The sequence below is a fragment of the Atopomonas sediminilitoris genome (assembly GCF_022601735.1).
GTDB classification, from domain to species: Bacteria; Pseudomonadota; Gammaproteobacteria; order Pseudomonadales; family Pseudomonadaceae; genus Atopomonas; species Atopomonas sediminilitoris.
Map to the genome: position 1 here is coordinate 168,935 of NZ_JAKUMM010000002.1, position 20,315 is coordinate 189,249.

General features: G+C 59.9%; 21 protein-coding genes. 8 read left to right on the plus strand and 13 right to left on the minus strand.

Annotated features, from left to right (window positions below):
• Positions 1–35 precede the first annotated feature (35 nt).
• Together gcvP and MKI83_RS03255 are read left to right on the plus strand one after the other, a co-directional pair.
• Complete coding sequence (gene gcvP / locus MKI83_RS03250) at positions 36–2,903, plus strand: aminomethyl-transferring glycine dehydrogenase (protein WP_241583346.1); 2,868 nt, start codon at positions 36–38, stop codon at positions 2,901–2,903.
• A gap of 227 nt (positions 2,904–3,130) precedes the next feature.
• Entirely contained in the window at positions 3,131–3,925 is a 795-nt protein-coding gene (locus MKI83_RS03255) for an SDR family NAD(P)-dependent oxidoreductase (RefSeq protein WP_241583348.1), read from the plus strand.
• 38 nt (positions 3,926–3,963) lie between these two features.
• On the opposite strand, the gene MKI83_RS03260 is transcribed toward MKI83_RS03255, so the two are convergent.
• On the minus strand, positions 3,964–5,547 hold the full coding sequence (locus tag MKI83_RS03260; RefSeq protein ID WP_241583351.1) for a DNA recombination protein RmuC: 1,584 nt from the start codon (positions 5,545–5,547) through the stop codon (positions 3,964–3,966).
• A 66-nt stretch (positions 5,548–5,613) separates the two neighbouring features.
• Positions 5,614–6,327, minus strand: a complete 714-nt coding sequence (locus MKI83_RS03265) for an endonuclease (protein WP_241583353.1) — start codon at positions 6,325–6,327, stop codon at positions 5,614–5,616.
• A gap of 105 nt (positions 6,328–6,432) precedes the next feature.
• Here MKI83_RS03265 and MKI83_RS03270 point away from each other — a divergent pair, with 105 nt between their 5' ends.
• The 5 genes from MKI83_RS03270 to dctM all read left to right on the plus strand — a co-directional run bounded on the left by MKI83_RS03270 (position 6,433) and on the right by dctM (position 12,837).
• Complete coding sequence (locus MKI83_RS03270; protein WP_241583674.1) at positions 6,433–8,244, plus strand: sensor histidine kinase; 1,812 nt, start codon at positions 6,433–6,435, stop codon at positions 8,242–8,244.
• 34 nt (positions 8,245–8,278) lie between these two features.
• Positions 8,279–9,634, plus strand: a complete 1,356-nt coding sequence (locus tag MKI83_RS03275) for a sigma-54-dependent transcriptional regulator (RefSeq protein ID WP_241583354.1) — start codon at positions 8,279–8,281, stop codon at positions 9,632–9,634.
• Between the two features lie 220 nt (positions 9,635–9,854).
• Entirely contained in the window at positions 9,855–10,844 is a 990-nt protein-coding gene (locus tag MKI83_RS03280; protein WP_241583355.1) for a TRAP transporter substrate-binding protein, read from the plus strand.
• A 74-nt stretch (positions 10,845–10,918) separates the two neighbouring features.
• Positions 10,919–11,557 carry a TRAP transporter small permease gene (locus tag MKI83_RS03285; protein ID WP_241583356.1) on the plus strand — a complete coding sequence of 213 codons (639 nt, stop codon included), beginning with the start codon at positions 10,919–10,921 and terminating at the stop codon, positions 11,555–11,557.
• Complete coding sequence (dctM, locus tag MKI83_RS03290) at positions 11,554–12,837, plus strand: C4-dicarboxylate TRAP transporter large permease protein DctM (RefSeq protein ID WP_241583357.1); 1,284 nt, start codon at positions 11,554–11,556, stop codon at positions 12,835–12,837. The genes MKI83_RS03285 and dctM overlap by 4 nt, the downstream gene beginning before the upstream one ends.
• A 125-nt stretch (positions 12,838–12,962) precedes the next feature.
• Here dctM and MKI83_RS03295 read toward each other — a convergent pair whose 3' ends face one another.
• From MKI83_RS03295 to ubiE, 10 genes are read right to left on the minus strand one after another with little or no spacing between them, the layout of a single operon-like run.
• Positions 12,963–13,682 (minus strand): NYN domain-containing protein, encoded by a 720-nt coding sequence (locus MKI83_RS03295; protein ID WP_241583358.1) that lies wholly within the window; start codon positions 13,680–13,682, stop codon positions 12,963–12,965.
• Between the two features lie 24 nt (positions 13,683–13,706).
• Positions 13,707–14,414, minus strand: a complete 708-nt coding sequence (locus tag MKI83_RS03300) for a 16S rRNA (uracil(1498)-N(3))-methyltransferase (protein ID WP_241583359.1) — start codon at positions 14,412–14,414, stop codon at positions 13,707–13,709.
• Positions 14,411–15,199: a twin-arginine translocase subunit TatC gene (tatC, locus tag MKI83_RS03305; RefSeq protein ID WP_241583360.1), complete on the minus strand. Its 789-nt coding sequence runs from the start codon at positions 15,197–15,199 to the stop codon at positions 14,411–14,413. The genes MKI83_RS03300 and tatC overlap by 4 nt, the downstream gene beginning before the upstream one ends.
• On the minus strand, positions 15,196–15,534 hold the full coding sequence (tatB, locus tag MKI83_RS03310; protein WP_241583361.1) for a Sec-independent protein translocase protein TatB: 339 nt from the start codon (positions 15,532–15,534) through the stop codon (positions 15,196–15,198). Before tatB ends, tatC begins: the two co-directional genes overlap by 4 nt.
• Before the next feature lie 29 nt (positions 15,535–15,563).
• Positions 15,564–15,797, minus strand: a complete 234-nt coding sequence (tatA, locus tag MKI83_RS03315; protein WP_241583363.1) for a twin-arginine translocase TatA/TatE family subunit — start codon at positions 15,795–15,797, stop codon at positions 15,564–15,566.
• Between the two features lie 45 nt (positions 15,798–15,842).
• Positions 15,843–16,172, minus strand: coding sequence for a phosphoribosyl-ATP diphosphatase (locus MKI83_RS03320; protein WP_241583364.1), 330 nt, complete (start codon positions 16,170–16,172; stop codon positions 15,843–15,845).
• Positions 16,165–16,563 (minus strand): phosphoribosyl-AMP cyclohydrolase, encoded by a 399-nt coding sequence (gene hisI / locus MKI83_RS03325; protein WP_241583365.1) that lies wholly within the window; start codon positions 16,561–16,563, stop codon positions 16,165–16,167. The genes MKI83_RS03320 and hisI overlap by 8 nt, the downstream gene beginning before the upstream one ends.
• Before the next feature lie 13 nt (positions 16,564–16,576).
• Positions 16,577–18,160: a ubiquinone biosynthesis regulatory protein kinase UbiB gene (ubiB, locus tag MKI83_RS03330; RefSeq protein WP_241583366.1), complete on the minus strand. Its 1,584-nt coding sequence runs from the start codon at positions 18,158–18,160 to the stop codon at positions 16,577–16,579.
• Positions 18,157–18,783 (minus strand): ubiquinone biosynthesis accessory factor UbiJ, encoded by a 627-nt coding sequence (locus MKI83_RS03335; RefSeq protein WP_241583367.1) that lies wholly within the window; start codon positions 18,781–18,783, stop codon positions 18,157–18,159. The genes ubiB and MKI83_RS03335 overlap by 4 nt, the downstream gene beginning before the upstream one ends.
• Positions 18,783–19,556 (minus strand): bifunctional demethylmenaquinone methyltransferase/2-methoxy-6-polyprenyl-1,4-benzoquinol methylase UbiE, encoded by a 774-nt coding sequence (gene ubiE / locus MKI83_RS03340; protein ID WP_241583368.1) that lies wholly within the window; start codon positions 19,554–19,556, stop codon positions 18,783–18,785. The genes MKI83_RS03335 and ubiE overlap by 1 nt, the downstream gene beginning before the upstream one ends.
• Positions 19,557–19,686: 130 nt before the next feature.
• Between ubiE and MKI83_RS03345 the strand changes: the two genes are divergently transcribed.
• Entirely contained in the window at positions 19,687–19,962 is a 276-nt protein-coding gene (locus MKI83_RS03345) for a polyhydroxyalkanoic acid system family protein (protein WP_241583369.1), read from the plus strand.
• Here MKI83_RS03345 and MKI83_RS03350 read toward each other — a convergent pair.
• Positions 19,944–20,279, minus strand: a complete 336-nt coding sequence (locus tag MKI83_RS03350) for an isochorismate lyase (protein WP_241583370.1) — start codon at positions 20,277–20,279, stop codon at positions 19,944–19,946. The two genes, MKI83_RS03345 and MKI83_RS03350, sit on opposite strands and share 19 nt — an antisense overlap.
• Between the last annotated feature and the right edge of the window lie 36 nt (positions 20,280–20,315).

The following is a 20,315-nucleotide window of genomic DNA, read 5'->3' on the forward strand; positions in this document are numbered from 1 at the left end:
GTCTCTCGAGGCTTTCTCTTTTGTAGAGGTAACCCATGTCGTTTCCTTCCTTAAACCAGCTGATCGATCACGAAGCGTTTTTGCGTCGTCACAATGGCCCCGATGCTGCCGAGCAGCAAAGCATGCTGGAAAGCCTAGGGCTGGCCAGCCGTGATGCCCTGATCGATGAAACGGTGCCGGCAGGCATTCGCCTTAATCGTGCATTGGATTTGCCAGCGGCACTCAATGAGGAAGAAGCGCTGGCTCGTCTGGCCAGCATCGCCGGCAATAATGAGCTGTTCACCAGCTTGATCGGCATGGGTTACTACGCCAGCCACACGCCCAAAGTTATTTTGCGCAACGTGATGGAAAACCCAGGCTGGTACACCGCGTACACCCCGTACCAGCCAGAAATCGCCCAAGGCCGTCTGGAAGCCTTGCTGAACTTCCAGCAAGTGGTGATCGACTTGACCGGCCTCGATCTGGCCAGCGCCTCGCTGCTGGATGAAGCCACTGCCGCTGCTGAGGCCATGGCGCTGGCCAAGCGAGTGGCCAAGAGCAAGTCCAACCTGTTCTTTGTTGCAGATCACTGCCACCCGCAAACCATTTCTGTGGTGCAAACCCGTGCCGAAGCCTTTGGTTTTGACGTGCGCGTGGCGCCGTTGGCTGAACTGGGCAACGAGCCGGTGTTTGGTGCGCTGATTCAGTACACCGATACCTGGGGTGAAGTGCACGGCCTGAAGAGCCAAATCGAAGCGCTGCACGCGCAGGGCGCGATTGCCTGCGTGGCGGCCGACATGCTCAGCCTGATGCTGCTAGAAGCACCGGCCAAGCTGGGTGCTGACGTGGTGTTCGGCAACGCTCAACGCTTTGGTGTGCCGCTGGGTTACGGTGGCCCGCACGCGGCGTTCTTCGCCACCCGTGATGCGTTCAAGCGCGCGATGCCGGGTCGCATTATTGGCGTGTCGAAAGATGCGCGCGGCAACACCGCACTGCGCATGGCGCTGCAAACCCGCGAACAACACATCCGCCGCGAGAAGGCCAACTCCAACATCTGTACCGCACAGGTACTGTTGGCCAACATGGCCGGTTTTTACGCCGTGTACCACGGCCCGCAAGGCCTCAAGCGCATCGCTCAGCGCATTCATCGCCTGACCGCCGTGTTGGCGGCCGGTTTGGCCAGCAAAGGGCTGCAGGCGGATAACGCCAGTTTCTTCGATACCCTGACCTTCAGCGTCAGCGCCGATCAGCAAGCGGCCATCGTGGCTCGCGCGCAAGCGGCGCGCATCAACCTGCGTGTGGCGGCGGACAAGCTGGGCGTGAGTTTGGACGAAACCTGTAGCGAAGCCACCGTGGCCACGCTGTTCGACGTGTTCCTCGGTGCTGGTCATGCGCTGGATGTGGCGGCGCTGGACGAGGGTGTAGCGCTGGGCCTGCCAGAAGCGCTGGAACGCAGCGAGCCTGTGCTGCAGCACCCCGTGTTCAACAGCTATCACAGCGAAACCGAAATGCTGCGCTACCTGCGCACGCTGGAAGGCCGCGACTTGGCGCTCAACCACAGCATGATTCCGCTGGGCAGCTGCACCATGAAGCTCAACGCCACCGCGGAAATGATCCCCGTGACCTGGCCTGAGTTCGGCGCCCTGCACCCGTTCTGCCCGCCAGAGCAAGCGCAAGGCTACGCGCAAATGATCGGCGAACTGGACAGCTGGCTGCGCGCGATCACCGGCTTCGATGCCATCTGCATGCAGCCTAACTCCGGCGCGCAGGGCGAATACGCCGGCCTGCTGGCGATCCGCAAGTACCATGAAAGCCGTGGCGAAGGGCACCGTAATGTGTGCTTGATTCCGGCGTCGGCGCACGGCACCAACCCGGCCACCGCGCAGATGGCCTCGATGCGCGTGCAAATCGTCGAGTGCGATAAGCAAGGCAACGTCGATATCGAAGACCTGCGTCGCAAGGCCGCCGAGTGCGCCGAGCAACTGGCGTGCTTGATGATTACCTACCCCTCGACCCACGGCGTGTACGAGCAGGGCATCCGCGAAATCTGCGAGATCGTCCACCAGCACGGCGGTCAGGTGTACATGGACGGCGCCAACCTCAACGCCCAAGTCGGTCTGGCACGCCCGGCCGATATCGGCGCCGATGTGTCGCACATGAACCTGCACAAAACCTTCTGCATTCCGCACGGCGGTGGCGGTCCCGGCATGGGCCCGATCGGCGTGAAAGCGCACTTAGCACCGTTCGTGGCTAACCATCCGGTGATCAAGATTGAAGGCCCGCAGCCTGAAAACGGTGCGGTGAGTGCCGCGCCTTGGGGCAGCGCGAGCATTTTGGTGATCAGCTGGATGTACATCGCCATGATGGGCCCGCGCCTGAAAGACGCCACCGAAGTGGCGATGCTCAACGCCAACTACTTGGCCAAGCGTTTGTCGGCGGCCTTCCCGGTGCTGTACAGCGGCCAGAATGGTCGCGTAGCGCACGAGTGCATCATCGACCTGCGCCCGCTGAAAGCCGCCAGTGGCATCAGTGAAGAAGACGTGGCCAAGCGTTTGATGGACTACGGCTTCCACGCGCCGACTATGTCCTTCCCGGTGCCCGGCACCTTGATGATCGAGCCAACCGAGAGTGAGTCTAAGGCTGAGCTGGATCGCTTTGCCGACGCCATGCTGGCGATTCGTGAAGAAATCGCCAAGGTTGAGCGCGGCGAGTGGCCGTTGGATAACAACCCGCTAATCCACGCCCCGCACACCTTGGCCGACATTACCGGCACTTGGGAGCGCCCCTACAGCGTGCAACAAGCCATTACCCCGCTGCCGTTTGTGGCGGCGAACAAGTTCTGGCCGAGCGTGAACCGTATCGACAACGTGTACGGCGACCGCAACCTGCATTGCTCATGCGTGCCGATGGAGGACTACCGTTAAGCGGTAGTGGTTCATCAACCACAAAAACCGGCGGCCTTGGCTGCCGGTTTTTTTTGCCCTGCACACCGTGTTGGCCGCAGACGTCGTGTCGTTATCTGGCATACCGGAAAACTGATTTCAGCCAATGCCGCGTGATCCAGCTTGGCGCAGCCCCTAGGCTAGGGTGACTGTGCCGCTCATCGAGTGAGCCAAGCAACGGCCGCGCTAAGCGGCTGAGGAAGGAGCAGATGACCAAAACAATTCTATTGACCGGCGCCACCGATGGCATTGGTCTGGCTACCGCCAAGAAGCTGCATGGGCTCGGGCATAAGGTGCTGTTGCATGGGCGCAGTGTCGCCAAGCTGCAAGCGCTCAGCGCGGAGTTAGACGGTGCCGACTATTTTGTTGCGGATATGTCATCGCTGCGTGAGGTGGCCGGCTTGGCGAAGGCCGTGGCAGCGGCGCACCCTGCGCTCGATGTGCTGATCAACAACGCCGGGGTGTTTCGCGTTAGCCCCACGCGCACAGCCGAGGGGCTCGATGTGCGTTTTGCGGTGAACACCTTGGCGCCTTATCTGTTAATGCAGCGCCTATGGCCCTGTTTGGCTCGCCACAGTCGAGTGGTTAACGTGTCATCGGCGGCGCAAGCCAGTGTCGATCTGGCGGCGTTGCACGGTACGCGCTGTTTGAGTGAGGATTTCCAAGCCTATGCGCAAAGCAAGTTGGCGCTGACGCAGATCAGCCGCCTGTTAGGCCAACGTTACGCGGCCACAGGGCCGATGGTGGTGGCGGTCAACCCAGGCTCGTTACTGGCCAGCAAAATGGTGCGCGAGGGCTTTGGCTTGGCCGGTAACGATATCGGCATTGGTGCCGAGATTCTCTGCCGTGCCGCACTCGATGATGCGTTTGCGGCGGCGGGCGGGCAGTACTTTGATAACGACGCGGGACGCTTTGCTGATCCACACGCCGATGCCCTGCAAGAGGCCACCTGCACCGCGGTGTTGCAGGCGGCGGAGCAGGTGGTTCAGCGCTGTACGGAGTAACGGCCAGACAGAGCGGCGCCTCCGCCGCTTCGGAGGGCTTACTCGCTCTGATCTTCCAACAGCGCGTCGCGCTCGCTGCGGGTCAGCTCGAGCTGGCCTTTCTCTACCCATTCCTCAGCCAGCTCGGCCTTCACGGAGACGCCTAGCTCACGGAACTCGCTGACTTGCTTGACCAAGTTGCCGGGGCCGCTGACCAGTTGGCCGCAGGCTTTTTGATAGGCCTCTTGCGCCTTGTCTAAGCTCTTGCCCACGGTGTCCATGCTGTTCAAGAAGGTGCGCAGCTTGTCGTAGACCTTGGCGGCCTTGTCGGCTAATTCGGCGGTGTGCTTGTTTTGCTCTTCAAAGCGCCACAACTGGCGCACGATGTTGAGGCTGGTGAGCAAGGTGGTGGGCGTGGCGACCAGCACGTTTTGCTGCAAGGCCTTTTGGAATAGCTGTTCGTCGCCGCGCAGGGCTTCGACAAAGGCCGACTCGATGGGGATAAACATAAACACCATTTCGGGCGAGTTCAGCCCTGGCAAGTCGTAGTAATGCCGATCAGACAGCTCGCGGATGCGCTCGCCAATGGCTTTAACGTGCTCATCCAAGGCCAGCGCGCGCTCGTGCTCATCCTCGCTGTTGACGTAGCGGGTATAGGCATTGAGCGACACTTTGGCGTCGATGATCAGGTGTTTGTCTTTGGGCAAAAACACCACCGCATCGGGACGGCTGCGGCCTTCGCTGTGGGTGACGCTGAACTCGCGTTGATAATCGATGCCGGCGCGCAGGCCCGAGCGCTCCAGCACGTTTTCGAGGATCAGCTCGCCCCAGTTACCCTGCATCTTTTTCTGCCCACGCAGCGCGGTGGCCAACTGATGGGCTTCTTCGGTGATCTGCTGATTGAGCGCTTTTAGCCCTTGCAGCTCATTGCGTAGCTCGGCTTGTTGCTGGGTGTCTTTGTGGTGAATGTCTTCGACTTTCTGGCGAAAGCCGCTGATCTGCTCACGGAAGGGTTTGAGCAGCGCGTCCAGCGATTGCTGGCTGTGTTGCGAGAAGGCTTGGCCTTTGGCTTCGAAGATTTGCGTGGCCAGCTGATTGAACTCCAGCTTGAGCTGTTCGCGGCTTTCTTTGAGCAGTTGCTGTTGTTCGGCAAAGTGCTGCTGCCGCTGCTCGAGGGTGTTGTTCAAGGTGGCATGCGCTTCGCGCAGATCAGCCAGTTGTTGCTGGCATTCGCTCAGTTGCTGCTGCTGGCTGGCTAGGCGTTCGCGTTGCTCGTGGCTGTGCTGTTGCGCGGCTTCTAGGGCGGCTTTGTAGCGTTCGGCGGCCTCACTGCTGCTGACCACGCGCTGTTGCAGCTGCTCGACGTGGCGCACGCTGTGCTCTAGCTGTTGGCGCAGTTGGCTTTGCTGCTTGGCCTCGTTGTTGGCGTTGAGCTGCGCTTCGCGTAGGGCAAACTCTTGCTGATGCAGGCGCTGGTTGAGGCTTTCGCTCAGTTGCTGGGCTTGGCTGAGCTGGGCGGCAAAGGCTTGCGCTTGCGCCTGTTGCTGGCGCCGGGCAAATCCAGCCATCACCAGCAGGCCGAGCAGTAATCCACCGCTCGCGCATAGGGCTAATAAGGCTTCAAAGGGCAGTTGCAAGGGCATGGCGAATCTCGTTGAAAAAGCTTGGGCAAGCCTATCACGCACAGCGACAGCGAGTGTCGCTAGGGCTTAGCGTTGCCGTGCAATGTGCTCGTCATACTGATCGAACACTTGGGTGTTGTGCCAGCCGATTGCGGCGGCAATCCGGGCATCGCGGGCGCGCTCGGGCGCATCAACCGGGTCTCGTTTGGCCCACGCGGTAAAGAGCTGGGTTTGTTGGCGGCTGATGTTTAAGCCGTAGCGGTCGCGCATGTAAAAGTAGATGCGCGCAATGTCGCCGCGCTTGTCGGCCGGCGGTTGTACGCGGCGGGCTTTGAAGTCGATCCGAATGGGGCAGGCCCCGTGCATGGCGGGGGCATTAGGCAGCAGGCCAAAAGGGTGATTGCTGCGGTCGCCGTTGACCTCGCCAATGGCCGGCACCAGATTGTGCAAGTCGGCCTCCATACGGCGAAAGCGCGGGTCTTTATTGCACGCTTGGCGGCCGCCTTGCTGCCAGCATTGCAGTTGATGGCCAAACTCCCACGCCGGTACCACGTGCTCCCACTCGATGCGGGCCGCGCGGTTGGCGTTTTTGCGCGGCTCGTAGCCGCAGCTGTGCCAATCGGGGATCAGTTTTTTGCCTTGGCGCGTGATTGCGCAGTCGCAATAAAAACTCCGTTGGCCTAAGCCTGCACTAATGGCGGGCAGCAGGCGCTTGGCTTCGCTAAAGGTGCGTGGCTCGGCGTGGGTGGTGGGCGTCAGTAGGGCGTAACAGCAGGTTAAAAACAGCAACCAATAACGCATGCGCGATAACAGCCTTGGCAAAAGGTCGGGCTTTTTATCAGTGATGCCGGTGTGCGACAAGTCACCTGCTAAGCTTTCATTCTCTTTTGTATTTCGGTTTGCTGCCTGTTGAGTACTGTCCTGCCGCGCCATATCCGTTGGCGCTCTCTGTTTGTTCTGGCCTTGGTGCTCGGCAGCTTGCTGTGGCCGCTCAAGTTATTGGCTGAGCGCTACTACCTTGAGCGCTTGATCGAGCAGCACCGGCAAACCTTGGATTTATACGTGGCCAACCTGTTGGGCACCCTGCATCGCTTCGAGGTGTTGCCTGAGGTGTTGGTGCGCTTGCCCGAATTTGCCGACGTGCTTAAAACGCCGGACCAAGCCGCCACTCGCGCCGCTGCCAATGCCTTGCTCAAGCGCATCGAACAGCAAAGCAAAGCCGATGTGATCTATCTGCTGGATGCGCGCGGCACCACGCTGGTGGCGTCGAACTGGGATGAGCATGACAGTTTTATCGGTCGTAACTTCGCCTTCAGGCCGTATTTCCGCCAAGCCATGCAGGGCCAGTTGGGGCGCTTTTTTGGCTTGGGCACGACCTCAGGCAAGCGCGGCTATTTTTATGCCTACGCGCTGCGTGAAGGGGAGCAAATTCTGGGCGTGCTGGCGGTCAAGGTCGATCTCGACGCCACTGAGGTGCTGTGGGGCAAGGGGCCGGAGCAGCTGCTGGTCACCGATGAGATGGGCGTGGTGATTTTATCCTCGCGCGATGATTGGCGCTTTCATGCCACGCGAAGCCTAAGCCGCGTCGAGCAAGAACTGATCGCCGCCAACCGCCCTTACGGCACGCCGTCACCGCCGTCGCTGCGCCTGCAAGACAATCAGTGGCTAACGCAGGCGCGGGCACTCAAAGAAGTCGGTTGGACGGTGAGTATTCTCGCCCCGCAGCGGCTGTTAACCACCGCCGTGCGTGAGGTGATGCTCGTGGGCGCGGCCATGTTGCTGGCCTTGTTGTTGCTGTTGGCGGTGCTGATTCAGCGGCGGCGGCATTATCTAGAGCGGCAAAACCAAGACGCCCGCGCGCGCCGCGAGCTGGAAATCCGCGTCTTGGACCGCACTGCCGCGCTAGAAAGCCTCAACACACGGCTGCGCGCCGAGGTGCACGAGCGCGAGCAAACCCAGCAAGCCTTGGTGCAAGCGCAGGATGAGCTGATCCAAGCCGGCAAGCTCAGCGCCTTGGGCACCATGTCGGCCAGTATCAGCCACGAACTCAACCAGCCGCTCGGCGCCATGCGCAGCTATGCCGACAACGCATTGCTGTTGTTGCAGCAGCAGCGCAGCGAAGCGGTACGCGACAACCTCGAACAAATCAGCCAGCTGACCCAGCGCATGGCGCGCATCATCGCGCACCTTAAAGCCTACGCACGGCGCGAATCGCCCAAGCCTGAGCCGGTGGAGTTAGACCTCGCCCTAGAAGACTCGCTAGCCTTGCTCGAGCGGCGCTTGGCCAAGCTGGGGATTACCGTACAACGTGATGTGCCGCGCGGCCCGCACTGGGTGTTGGCGGGTGATACCCGCTTACGGCAAATCCTCAGCAACTTGCTGGGCAATGCCGTGGATGCGTTGAGCGAGCAAGCCGGCGAGCGCCGCCTGTGCCTGCGCCTACAAGTGCAGGGCGAGTACGTGCGCTTGGTGCTGCGCGATAGCGGCGCGGGTTTCTCCCCTGAGGCGCTGCAGCACGCACGCGAGCCATTTTTCACCACCAAAGCACGCACCGAAGGCTTGGGGCTTGGCTTGGCGATTTGCGATACCCTTGTGCGCGCCGTGGGTGGCGAGCTGAGCTTGGCCAATCACCCAGATGGCGGGGCGGTAGTTACCCTGCAATTGCACGCCTGCAACGCCACCTCGGCCGCTTCATCGCCACAACAACAGCTGCAATAGCAGCGTCCTGCTTTGACGTAAGAGAGCCGCCGCTATGTGCGTTTTAGACTCCGTTTTACTGATCGATGACGACCCAGACCTGCGTCGGGCGCTGACGCAGACCTTAGAGTTGGCCGGCTTTAGCGTGACCAGTCGGGGTTGCGCCGATGGTTTGTTAGCGCAGCTGGACACCTTGGCGCTTGGGGTGATCGTCAGTGATATTCGCATGCAAGGCATGGATGGCATGCAGCTGTTGGCGGCGTTGCAGCAGCATGACCCCGCGCTGCCGGTGATTTTGATCACCGGCCACGGCGATATTGCGCTGGCGGTGCAGGCGATGAAAAACGGCGCGTTCGATTTTCTTGAGAAGCCTTTCGCCAGCGAGCAGTTGGTCGACCGCGTGCGTCGTGCGTTAGAACAGCGCGCGTTAGTGCTTGAGAACCGCCAACTGCGCCTGCAATTGGCCGAGCAAAGTGGGCTGGGTGCGCGGCTGATTGGTCAGTCAGCGGATATGCAGCGCTTGCGTCAGCAACTCGGTGCGCTGGCGGCGACCCATGCCGATGTGCTGATTTTGGGTGAAACCGGTACCGGTAAAGAGGTCGTCGCCCGCGCCCTGCACGACTTATCGCCGCGCCGTAAAGGCCCGTTTGTGGCGATCAATGCCGGTGCTTTGGCCGAGTCGGTGGTGGAAAGCGAGTTGTTCGGCCACGAATCCGGCGCGTTTACCGGCGCCAATAAACGCCGCATCGGTAAGTTTGAGTTTGCCAACGGCGGCACCGTGTTTCTCGATGAAATCGAGAGCATGAGCCTTGAGGTGCAGGTGAAATTGCTGCGCTTGCTGCAAGAGCGCGCACTGGAGCGCTTGGGCGGTAATGAGCTGATCGCGCTGGATATTCGCATCATCGCCGCAACCAAAGAAGACCTGCGCGCGGCGGCAGATGAAGGGCGTTTCCGCGCCGATTTGTATTACCGCTTGAATGTGGCCTCGCTGAATATTCCGCCGCTGCATCAGCGCGGCGATGACATCTTGTTGTTGTTTAAACACTTCGCCACCCGCGCGGCCGAACGCTATCAGTTGCCAGCGGCGGAACTGAATGCCCATGAGCGGGCGGCGCTGCTGTCGCATAACTGGCCCGGCAACGTGCGCGAGCTACAAAACAGCGCCGAACGTTTTGCTTTGGGATTGGGCTTGGTGTTGGGCAACCAGCCGGTGGCGGCGGCACCGCAGGCCATCGAAGGTGTCGGTTTGGCAGCACGGGTTGAGGCCTTTGAGAAGGCTTTGATCGTCGCCGAGTTAGGGCAGAATCACGCCAGCCTAAAGGCCATGGCCGAGGCGCTGAATATTCCGCGCAAAACCTTGCACGACAAACTGCGCAAACACGGTTTGCAGTTTGCCGGAGAGGATGAATAACGCGGCAGATGAGCGTGGCGGATTTTCGCCACGCTGTCAGGCTGGCTTGGCGGCGATTCGCCATTCATTCATTGGTTATCTCTAACAAAGCCAATAAATTCAGCGGGTTATCTTTGTTTCTGTGCTTGGCATGGCGCCTGCAATAGCCGTGCTACTGGTTTGCCCAACCCTGTCGTAACAGGGCCTCCAGCTCACAAGCACAACAACAAAGAGGTTTGCCATGTTGAAGTTCTCTCTGCGCGCCCTAGCGTGCGCCCTGTCGTTAAGCGCCGTTGCCGGTATGGCTGTTGCCGAGCCGGTGGTGATCAAGTTCTCCCACGTAGTGGCGGACTCCACCCCGAAAGGTCAAGGCGCGCTGTTGTTCAAGCAATTGGCCGAAGAACGCCTGCCGGGCAAGGTCAAAGTTGAGGTCTACCCCAACTCATCGCTGTACGGCGACGGTAAAGAAATGGAGGCGCTGCTGCTGGGCGACGTGCATTTGATCGCCCCGTCACTGGCCAAGTTTGAGCAGTACACCAAAAAACTGCAGGTGTTCGACCTGCCGTTCCTGTTCGACAACATCCAAGCCGTGGACCGCTTTCAGCAAAGTGAGGCGGGTTTAGGGTTGCTCAAAAGCATGGAGGACAAAAACATCACCGGCCTAGCCTATTGGCACAACGGCATGAAGCAGTTGTCGGGCAACAAGGCGTTGCTGGCACCTAAAGATGCGCGTGGGCAGAAGTTCCGCGTACAGGCTTCTAAGGTGTTGGAAGAGCAGTTCAAAGCCGTGCGCGCCAATCCGCGCAAGATGGCGTTTGCCGAGGTGTATCAAGGCCTGCAAACCGGCGTGGTCAATGGCGCGGAAAATCCCTGGTCAAACATCTATAGCCAGAAGTTCTACGAGGTGCAGAAGTTCATCACCGAGAGTGACCACGGCGTGCTGGATTACATGCTGGTGACCAACACCGAGTTTTGGAATGGTCTGCCGGCCGATGTGCGCAGCGAGCTGGATAAGATCGTGGTGGAAGTCACGGCTAAGGTGAACGAGCAAGCCGAAGCCCTGAACCAAGGCGACAAGCAACGCATTGTCGAAGCCGGCACCAGCGAAATCTTAAGCCTCACCCCCGAGCAGCGTGGCCAATGGCGCGATGCCATGCGCCCGGTGTGGAGCAAGTTTGAGGCTGAGATCGGCGCCGAGCTGATCCAAGCGGCCCAAGCGGCCAATCAATAAGACCCGCACAGCCCAGCCGAGCCCTTGCCTCGGTTGGGCTGCACCTTATTACAACAGAACTTGCGGAGCCTGCCATGAGCGCCCTGATGCGCGTCTGGAACCAGTTTGAAGAGGCGGCGATTGCCTTTTTGCTCGGTGCCATGACGCTAGTGACGTGCACCTACGTGCTGCTGAATAACCTCTACACCGTGTTTTATTGGTTGGCTGACCGCTGGGAAGGCGGTAGCGAGCTGATGTTCGCCATCGGCGATTTTGTTATCGGTTACGCCCAAGCCATGACCTGGAGCACGGCACTGACCAAAGCCTTGTTCGGCTGGCTGATCTTTCTCGGCATGGCCTACGGCGTACGTACCGCAGGGCATATCGGTGTGGATGCGCTGGTGAAGTTAGCCCCGCGTGGTGCGCAAAAAGTGTTGGGCTTGATCGCCGTTAGCGCCTGCATAGGGTACTGCGCGCTGTTGGCCACGGGCAGTTTTGCTTGGGTGAGCGTGCTGTTTAAAGCCGGTATCGGCGCTGAAGACTTAGACCACTTTGGCGTGCTGCAAGGCCACGTGGCGATGATCGTGCCCTTTGGTTTTAGCCTGATGGGGCTGCGCTTTGCGGAGATTCTGTGGCGCATTTTGCGCGACCAGCAGACCGGCCTTGGCTTGGCCGACGAAGCGGCGGATGCGTTAAAGCATGCGCAAGGTCAATCGGAGGAGGGCAAGTCATGACCATCGCCTTCTTGTTTATCTGCTTGTTCGCCTTGATGTTGATCGGCGTGCCGATCGCCGTATCGCTTGGCTTGTCGGGCGCGCTGACGATCATGATCTTCAGTGAAGACTCGGTCCGTTCACTGGCGATCAAGCTGTTTGAGACCAGCGAGCACTACACCCTGCTGGCGATTCCGTTCTTCTTGCTGGCCGGCGCCTTTATGACCACCGGCGGTGTGGCGCGGCGTTTGATCGACTTCGCCAACGCCTGCGTGGGACATATTCGCGGCGGCTTGGCGATTGCGGCGGTGTTGGCCTGCATGCTGTTTGCCGCGCTGTCTGGCTCAAGCCCAGCCACGGTGGCGGCGGTGGGCTCGATTGCCATCGCGGGCATGGTGCGTTCGGGTTACCCGCAAGCGTTTGGCGCGGGGATTGTCAGCACCGCCGGCACCTTGGGGATCTTGATTCCGCCGTCGATCGTGATGGTGGTGTATGCCGCCGCCACGGAAACCTCGGTCGGTAAGTTGTTTATGGCCGGTGTCGTGCCGGGCCTGCTGCTGGGCTTGGCGCTGATGGTGGCGATTTACGTCATCGCACGGAAAAAGAACCTACCGGCGTTGCCGCGTGCCAGCTTGCGGGAGTGGCTCTCCAGCGGGCGACGTGCGCTGTGGGGCCTGCTGCTGATGGTGATCATCTTGGGCGGCATTTACTCGGGCATGTTCACCCCCACCGAAGCGGCGGCGGTGTCTGCCGTGTACGCCGGTTTTATCGCCTTGTTTGTCTACAAAGACATGCGCGTGCGCGAGTGCCCCAAGGTGCTGCTGGATGCCGGCAAGCTGACCATCATGCTGATGTTCATCATCGCCAACGCCATGCTGTTTGCCCACGTACTGACCACCGAACAAATCCCGCAAAGCATCGCCGCCAGTGTGGTGGAGATGGGCTTGTCGCCGTGGATGTTCTTACTGCTGGTGAACGTGCTGTTGCTGATTGCCGGCAACTTCATGGAACCGTCGGCGATTATCCTGATCTTGGCGCCGATCTTGTTCCCCATCGCCATGGAGCTGGGCATCGACCCGATTCATCTGGGCGTGATCATGGTGGTGAACATGGAAATCGGCATGCTCACCCCGCCGGTAGGGTTAAACCTGTTCGTCACCAGCGCCGTCACCGGCATGAGCCTGCCGGCCACCATTCGCGCCGCTGCGCCTTGGTTAGTGCTACTGCTGGGCTTCTTGGTGCTGGTGACCTATGTGCCGGCCATTTCGCTATGGCTGCCTGAGGCACTGGGCATGCCGTAACCGCAACACGCTCTCTCGTGGGTCGCAAGACCACTCTCCACCCGGCAGGCTTAGGCTGTAAGTCCGGGTTTTTTTAGCTAACTACCCCGTGCGGACACTTAGCCATCAGTGTTTTGTAGTGAGTCTTAGCGTTGGGGGGATGGGGTTTTCCCGCGAATATCGCGCACAAAAAAATGCTTGCCGTTAGCTTTCATCTCAAAGAGATCAATCGCTTTAAACACATCACTGAGCTTCTTAAACCCGTAGTTTCTTGAGTCAAACGAAGCTTGATTTGAAATGTGCGAGCCGACGGGGCCGAGTGGTGCCCAGCCGTCTTCATCGGCGGTGGCGTTAATGGCTTGGCGGAGCAGGTTGATCAGCTTGGTGTCGCTTTTAAGGTTGGTTTGTTTTTGTACGGCGGGCTTTTCATCAAGAGTGGGTTGATCAAGGTAAAGGAAGCGTGAACAGGCGTTCACAAAAGGAGTCGGCGCTTTGCGTTCGCCCAACCCGATTACCAGCTTGCCGTCCGCTAGCGCGCGGGTGACCAGAGGGGTGAAGTCTGAGTCGGAGGATACAAGGCAGATGGCGTCGACATCGCGACTATAGAGCGTGTCCATGACATCAATGACTAACGCGATGTCGCTGGCGTTTTTGCCTTTGGTCAAGTCGAACTGTTGGATTGGCTGAATGGCATATTCATGTAGCACCTTGATCCAAGGATCGAGGCTTGGGCTTTTCCAGTTGCCGTAAGCGCGACGAATATTGACGACGCCGTACTTGGCTACCTCGCTCAAGACAAAATCAATTCTGCTGGCAGGCGCGTTATCAGCATCAATGAAGAGCGCGATTTTGTCCTTATCGTGCATTTTCCATCCTTGTATTGGTTTTGCTTAAAACAACCGCGCTAGCAGCGCCGGTACGGCGACTTCGACGCGTAAGATGCGCTCGCCCAGCTGCACGGGGTTAAGGCCGGCCTCGGCGAGTTTATCGACTTCATAAGGAATCCAGCCGCCTTCGGGGCCGATGGCCAAGGTGGTGGCTTGTTGCAGGGCGCGGGGGCATGCGGGGTAGTCGCCGGGATGGCCGGTAAGGCCTAAGGTGCCGGCGGCCAGTGCCGGCAGGCGGTCTTCTACGAAGGGCTTAAAGCGTTTCTCCAGCGTGACTTGCGGCAGCACGGTATCGCGGGCTTGTTCGAGCCCCAGAACCAGCTGTTCGTGAATCGCTTCAGGGGTAAGAAACGGCGTCTGCCAGAAGCTTTTTTCCACCCGCACGCTGTTGACCAGCACGACGCGCGGCACTCCCATGGCGGCGACGGTTTGCAGCACGCGGCGGAGCATTTTCGGTCGTGGCAGGGCGAGGATCAGGGTCAGCGGTAGCTTGGCTGGCGGTGGGGTGTCGAGGCAAAAACGGAGCTCGGCCTCGTCATTGCTCAGGCGCAGCAGTTGGCCTTGGCCCATGGCGCCGCCGAGCAGCCCCACACGCAAGGTGTCACCGTCTTCGGCACGGTGCACTTCGTGCAGGTGACGTAAACGACGACCGCGCAACAGGGCGCGGTCATCACTTAACAGGTCACAGGGTTCTAGAAGAAGCAGGTTCACCGCGACTCTTTCGGGTAGTTGGGTGTGCTGTCTTCGGGCAGTTCGGGTTCTTGCGGTTCGCGCGGGGTGATCATGCCGCCAAAGAACAAGCCGGCTTCAAACAGCAGCCACATCGGCACCGCGAGCAAGGTCTGTGAAATGACATCCGGCGGCGTGAGGACCATGCCGATCACAAAGCAACCAACCACCACATATGGGCGACTTTTGCGCAGGCTGTCGACGTCGGCGATGCCAATCCAAATCAGCAGGATGGTGGCGACCGGCACCTCAAAGGCGATGCCGAAGGCAAAGAACATGGTGAGGATGAAGTCGAGGTATTGGCTGATGTCGGTGGCTTGGGTTACGCCTTCGGGGGTGATGCCGGCGATAAAGCCAAATACCAGCGGGAACACCACAAAGTAGGCGAAGGCCATGCCGGCGTAGAACAGCAGCACGCTGGAGATCAGCAGCGGTACCGCGACGCGCTTCTCGTGCTGATACAGGCCTGGGGCGATAAAGCTCCAAATCTGAAACAGCACATAAGGCATGCCCAAGAACAGTGATAACACCAAGGTCAGCTTGAATGGCGTGAGGAAGGGCGTGATCACGCCCGTGGCAATCATGCTGGCGTGTTCAGGCAGGATTTCGCGCAGCGGCGCTGAGGCGATTGCGTAGATATCTTGCGAGAAGTAGAACAGCCCAGCAAAGATCAACAAAACCACCACGACGATCTTGAGCAGGCGGTTGCGCAGCTCGGTGAGGTGCGCAATCAGGGGCATTTCGCTGTCGTTAGACGCTTGGCTCATGGTGTTGGCTTGCTCGTGGTGTCATCGGCGGGCGTGTTGGCCGGCGCGCTGTTTGGCGCGCTGGCGGTGCTGACGCTCGCGGGCTTGTCTTCAAGGCCCATTTTTTCTTTGAGTTCACGCTCCATATCGAGAATGCGCTCGTTATGCAGTTGGCGGCGAATCTCATCGGCGCCAATTTCGCGCTCGACCTCGGCCTTCACCGAGTTAAAGCTGCGCTTTAAGCGGCCGACCCAGAGGCCGAGCATGCGCGCGGCGACGGGCAGGCGCTCGGGGCCGAGCACAATCAAGGCCAGCACGGCGATCAGCAGAAGCTCGCTAAAACCCACGTCAAACATGGTGTGTACTCAAGGTTGTGCCGCGTGGATCAGTCTTTTTTGCTCGGTTCTTCAACCTTGCGCGCTTCGCCATTGATGGTTTGACCTTGATCGGGCACCTGCGGCTTGCTGCCCTCTTCCTCGGTGTTCATCGATTTGCGAAAGCCTTTGATGGCGTCGCCAAGGTCGGAGCCGAGGTTTTTCAAACGCTTGGTGCCAAACAGCATGACCACAATGGCCAGAATAATCAGAAGTTGCCAAATACTGATGCCGCCAATACCCATGGTGCTCTCCTTGTGCCTGCGTCGGGCAGACCTGATGTAACGGAATTAATTGCCGCGCGCGGCTTTTTCATCATGACCGGACAGGCCGAAGCGCCGCTCCAGTTCGTCCAGTACCGCTTGTGGATGCTGGCCCATGGCCGAGAGCATCACCAGCGTGTGAAACCACAAGTCTGCGGTTTCGTAGATCACATCGGCATGTTCGCCGCTGATGGCGGCGTCTTTGGCGGCGATGATGGTTTCCACCGCCTCTTCGCCGACCTTCTCTAAAATCTTGTTCAGCCCTTTGTGGTACAGGCTGGCCACGTAGGAGGATTCCGGTGCGGCATTCTTGCGTGCTTCCAGCACGGCGGCCAATTGGCTCAAGGTATCACTCATGGCTATGGCCCTCGTAAATGGCGTGCGGGTCTTTCAACACGGCATCCACAGTATGCCATTGGCCCTCTTGATACACGCGATAGAAGCAGCTTTCGCGGCCGGTGTGGCAGGCAATGCCGCCGAGCTGTTCGACTTGCAGGATGATCACATCGGCATCGCAATCTAGGCGCAGTTCGTGCAGTTTTTGCACATGGCCGGACTCCTCGCCCTTGCGCCACAGCTTGCCACGCGAACGTGACCAATAAATGGCACGGCCTTCGTCGACGGTCAGTTGCAGCGATTCGCGGTTCATCCACGCCATCATCAGCACGCGGCCGGTTTTATGGTCTTGGGCGATGGCGGGTATCAGGCCGTCGGCGGTCCATTTGATCTCGTCGAGCCAGTTGCTCATGCAGGTTTCCTTGTTAACGGCGCAGCACTAAATAGCCGCCAGCGACCAGCATCAGCCACGCCGGCCAAGCTGCGGGGATCAGCAGCAAGCCGTGCTGGCTGGCGCCGACCAGTAAGCCGGCACCGAGTACGCGGCTAGGCCATACGGGGCGTTTGCTCGCCGCGGGGGCGTGTTGCATCACGCTTAAGCGCTCCAGCGTTTCACGCGCCATGTGCGATAGATGAGGGACTTGCTCGGCCTGCGCTTGCAGGTTGCGCAGCAGTTGAACGGGGCTGACGCGCTCGCGCATCCAGCGTTCGAGGAAGGGCTGCGCGGTGCTCCACAAATCCAAGTCCGGATACAGCTGGCGGCCAAGTCCTTCGATATTGAGCAGGGTCTTTTGCAGCAACACCAGTTGCGGTTGCACCTGCATATTGAAGCGCCGCGCGGTTTGGAACAGGCGCAGCAGCAGTTGGCCGAAGGAGATGTCTTTCAGCGGGCGCTCGAAGATCGGCTCGCACACGCTGCGGATGGCCGCCTCAAACTCGTTGACCTTGGTGTCTGCCGGCACCCAGCCCGAGTCGATGTGCAGTTGCGCCACTTTGCGGTAGTCCCGCTTGAAAAAGGCCAGCAGGTTACGGGCGAGATAGTCCTGATCTTCTGGGGTCAGGCTGCCGATGATGCCGCAGTCGATGGCGATGTATTGCGGGCTCCACGGCGTTTCGCGGCTCACAAAAATGTTGCCTGGGTGCATGTCGGCATGGAAAAAGCTGTCACGGAACACTTGGGTGAAGAAGATCTCCACGCCGCGCTCAGCCAACGCCTTCATGTTGGTGCCTTGGTCGGCCAGTGCCTTGAGGTCGGTGACGGGGATGCCGTAGATGCGCTCCATCACCAGCACTTTGCTGCGGCAGTAATCCCAGTGGATTTGCGGCACGTAAATCAGCGGTGAATGTTCAAAGTTGCGCCGCAGCTGACTGGCATTGGCCGCCTCGCGCATGAGATCCAGTTCATCGAAGATGGTTTTTTCGTAGTCGGCAACCACTTCTTGTGGGCGCAGGCGGCGGGCGTCGCTGGACACGCGTTGCAGCAAGCCGGCGAGCAAAAAGAGCCAAGCGATGTCTTGGCGGATCACCGGCGCGAGGCCCGGGCGAATCACCTTGATCACCACTTCTTCGCCGCTGTGCAGTTGGGCGCTGTGCACTTGCGCGACCGAGGCCGAGGCCATGGCTTCGCTGTCGAAGCGGGCAAACAGCTCCTCCACCGGCGCGCCGAGAAACTGCTCGATGCGTGCGCGCGCTTGGGCGGCTGGGAAGGGCGGTACTTGGTCTTGCAGCTTGGCCAGTTCATCGGCCATGTCGGGCGGCAACAGGTCGCGGCGGGTGGAGAGCAGTTGGCCGAACTTGATAAAGATCGGGCCCAGCTCTTCTAGCGCTAAGCGCAGGGCTGCGCCGCGATTGGCGGGGGCGGCTTTGCGCGGCAACCAACGCCACGGCATCAAAGCCAGTAGCAGGCGTACCCACCAAGGCAGCGGCAAGGCCAGCAGTTGGTCGTCGAGACGATAACGGGCAATGACCCGCACGATGGTGAACAGACGGCGGGCGGCAAGCAAACTCATGGGGTGTCGGCCTTAGCCTGACGGAGGCGGTCGAGACGGGCTAAGCGCGCGTCGAGGCGGTCCAGTTGCAGGCGCAGTTGGTCTAACTCGCTAAAGCGTGCTTCGGCTTCGCGCTGACCAACCAAGCTACGCGCTTCTTCGGTCAGGTACTCGGCCAGATTCTGCTCAAAGCTGTGCAGCGCACCGCCGCTCCAGCGTAGCGATTGGCGCACGCTTTGGCCGATTAAGCCGGCAACCAGTGGCCCGAACCATTCGCTGAGGCGGTCTTCCCAGTCCAATTGCAGGTCGGCCATCAAGTCAGCCAGCGCCAGCAAAGGCGTGGCGTCGCCACTGAGCTCAACATCGGCGGCGTGCAGCACGCTGTTTTTGTCGTCGCGGCTGGCCAGTTCAACTAGTCGGGAGATTGGCGCGCGCAGGGTGCAGTCCACCGGGCCTTCGTATTGACTGGCCAAGTGCAGGCCGTCGGCGTAGGGCTGCACAAACACATCCAGCGCGGGGCTGGGTACTTGGATGCGCAGTACGCGGCCGCTCAGGCGCGCCAAGCGTGGCAGCGCAACGCTGTCGAGGCGCAACACTTGGTTGATGCCCGATTCAGCGGCCGCCAGCAACGCCATGCTCAGCATCAGGGTTTGATCCCGCGATGCAGGGCGACGATGCCGCCGGTCATGTTGTGGTAGGTCACGCGCTCAAAACCGGCGTCGGCCATCATGCCCTTGAGGGTTTCTTGGTCGGGGTGCATGCGGATCGACTCGGCCAAATAGCGATAGCTGTCGGCGTCGTTGGTGATCAGCTTGCCGGCCAGCGGCATGAAGTTGAACGAGTAAGTGTCGTAGGCCTTGGCCAGTATCGGGTTGGCGGGTTTGGAGAACTCCAACACCAACAGGCGACCGCCGGGCTTGAGTACGCGCAGCATTGAGCGCAGCGCGTCTTCTTTATGGGTGACGTTGCGTAGGCCAAAAGCGATGGTGATCACGTCGAAATGATTGTCAGGGAAGGGCAGCTTCTCGGCATCGGCCTGGACAAAGCGCACGTTGCCGGTGACGCCTTTGTCCATCAGCTTGTCGCGGCCGACCTTGAGCATCGAGTCATTGATGTCGGCTAGCACGACTTCGCCTTCGGGGCCCACCAAGCGCGCAAACTGACGGGTTAAGTCGCCAGTGCCGCCGGCAATGTCCAGCACGCGATTGCCGGGGCGCACACCGGAAAGCTCGATGGTGAAGCGCTTCCACAGGCGGTGCATGCCCGCGGACAGTACGTCATTCATCAGGTCATATTTGGCTGCGACCGAGTGAAACACTTCGGCAACTTTCTGTGCTTTTTCGTTTTCGGCAACCGTTTGATACCCGAAGTGGGTGGTGGCTTGGGCGCCATCGGAGGTTTTGCGCGTATCGCTCATGGCTCGCACCCTATTAAAAAGAGCGCCCATTCTAGCCAGCACAAACGGCTTTGTCTTGACGCACAGCAGTTCTCGGCTCAGCGCGTGGGGCTGCTATAGTGGCGTTATTAAGCCTTGTTGGAGTTAGACCATGGCAATTCGTATTGAGCGCGACCACGCGCTGGGCCTAGATGAGGCCCGTAACCGCGCCGAACAATTGGCCGCCAAGCTGGCACAAAAATTCGATGTGCGTTATCGCTGGGAGGGCAATACGTTGGCGTTCAAGCGCTCCGGCGCTGACGGCAAAATCGAAGTGGCAGCGCACCGGATTGCCGTGCTGCTCAATCTTGGGCTGATGCTGGCGCCGCTCAGCGGCACCATTCGCGGTGAGATCGAAAAGACCTTGGATCAGTGGCTGGAGGAGTGATCCGCTAAGGTTGCTTGCGCCTGCCAGTGCTTGAGCTCTTCGGCGATAAAGTGCTCAACCAGTTGGCGATACATCTGCTCAATCGCATCGGGGCTTAATCGCTCTTCTTCGGCCCACGCGCGGCGCTGCTTGAGCATGGCGCGCAAGCGCTCCTCTGCACGCACCGCTTGCGCTGATTGCTTAAACGGCGCAGCGGCCAGCACGTACTGATAGCGCTGGCCGAGCAGGGCAATTACTTGGCGATCAATGTGGTCGATGGCGGCGCGGATAGCCGCCATGTCGTGGCATTGCTGCGCTGGCGTCAGGGTGTTTGGCATACAACGTCCTTGTTGTCAGGGGGTTAGCGGGTCGGT

Excerpts from the sequence above, each read along its gene's own strand:
- MKI83_RS03350 (WP_241583370.1), bottom strand. The coding sequence starts at position 20,279 with ATGCCAAACACCCTGACGCCAGCGCAGCAATGCCACGACATGGCGGCT.
- gcvP (WP_241583346.1), top strand. The coding sequence starts at position 36 with ATGTCGTTTCCTTCCTTAAACCAGCTGATCGATCACGAAGCGTTTTTG.
- dctM (WP_241583357.1), top strand. The coding sequence starts at position 11,554 with ATGACCATCGCCTTCTTGTTTATCTGCTTGTTCGCCTTGATGTTGATC.
- MKI83_RS03260 (WP_241583351.1), bottom strand. The coding sequence starts at position 5,547 with ATGCCCTTGCAACTGCCCTTTGAAGCCTTATTAGCCCTATGCGCGAGC.
- tatB (WP_241583361.1), bottom strand. The coding sequence starts at position 15,534 with ATGTTTGACGTGGGTTTTAGCGAGCTTCTGCTGATCGCCGTGCTGGCC.
- MKI83_RS03275 (WP_241583354.1), top strand. The coding sequence starts at position 8,279 with ATGTGCGTTTTAGACTCCGTTTTACTGATCGATGACGACCCAGACCTG.
- MKI83_RS03335 (WP_241583367.1), bottom strand. The coding sequence starts at position 18,783 with ATGCTGAGCATGGCGTTGCTGGCGGCCGCTGAATCGGGCATCAACCAA.
- MKI83_RS03255 (WP_241583348.1), top strand. The coding sequence starts at position 3,131 with ATGACCAAAACAATTCTATTGACCGGCGCCACCGATGGCATTGGTCTG.
- MKI83_RS03285 (WP_241583356.1), top strand. The coding sequence starts at position 10,919 with ATGAGCGCCCTGATGCGCGTCTGGAACCAGTTTGAAGAGGCGGCGATT.
- hisI (WP_241583365.1), bottom strand. The coding sequence starts at position 16,563 with ATGAGCAACTGGCTCGACGAGATCAAATGGACCGCCGACGGCCTGATA.
- MKI83_RS03295 (WP_241583358.1), bottom strand. The coding sequence starts at position 13,682 with ATGCACGATAAGGACAAAATCGCGCTCTTCATTGATGCTGATAACGCG.
- MKI83_RS03265 (WP_241583353.1), bottom strand. The coding sequence starts at position 6,327 with ATGCGTTATTGGTTGCTGTTTTTAACCTGCTGTTACGCCCTACTGACG.
- ubiB (WP_241583366.1), bottom strand. The coding sequence starts at position 18,160 with ATGAGTTTGCTTGCCGCCCGCCGTCTGTTCACCATCGTGCGGGTCATT.
- MKI83_RS03345 (WP_241583369.1), top strand. The coding sequence starts at position 19,687 with ATGGCAATTCGTATTGAGCGCGACCACGCGCTGGGCCTAGATGAGGCC.
- MKI83_RS03280 (WP_241583355.1), top strand. The coding sequence starts at position 9,855 with ATGTTGAAGTTCTCTCTGCGCGCCCTAGCGTGCGCCCTGTCGTTAAGC.
- tatC (WP_241583360.1), bottom strand. The coding sequence starts at position 15,199 with ATGAGCCAAGCGTCTAACGACAGCGAAATGCCCCTGATTGCGCACCTC.
- MKI83_RS03320 (WP_241583364.1), bottom strand. The coding sequence starts at position 16,172 with ATGAGTGATACCTTGAGCCAATTGGCCGCCGTGCTGGAAGCACGCAAG.
- tatA (WP_241583363.1), bottom strand. The coding sequence starts at position 15,797 with ATGGGTATTGGCGGCATCAGTATTTGGCAACTTCTGATTATTCTGGCC.
- ubiE (WP_241583368.1), bottom strand. The coding sequence starts at position 19,556 with ATGAGCGATACGCGCAAAACCTCCGATGGCGCCCAAGCCACCACCCAC.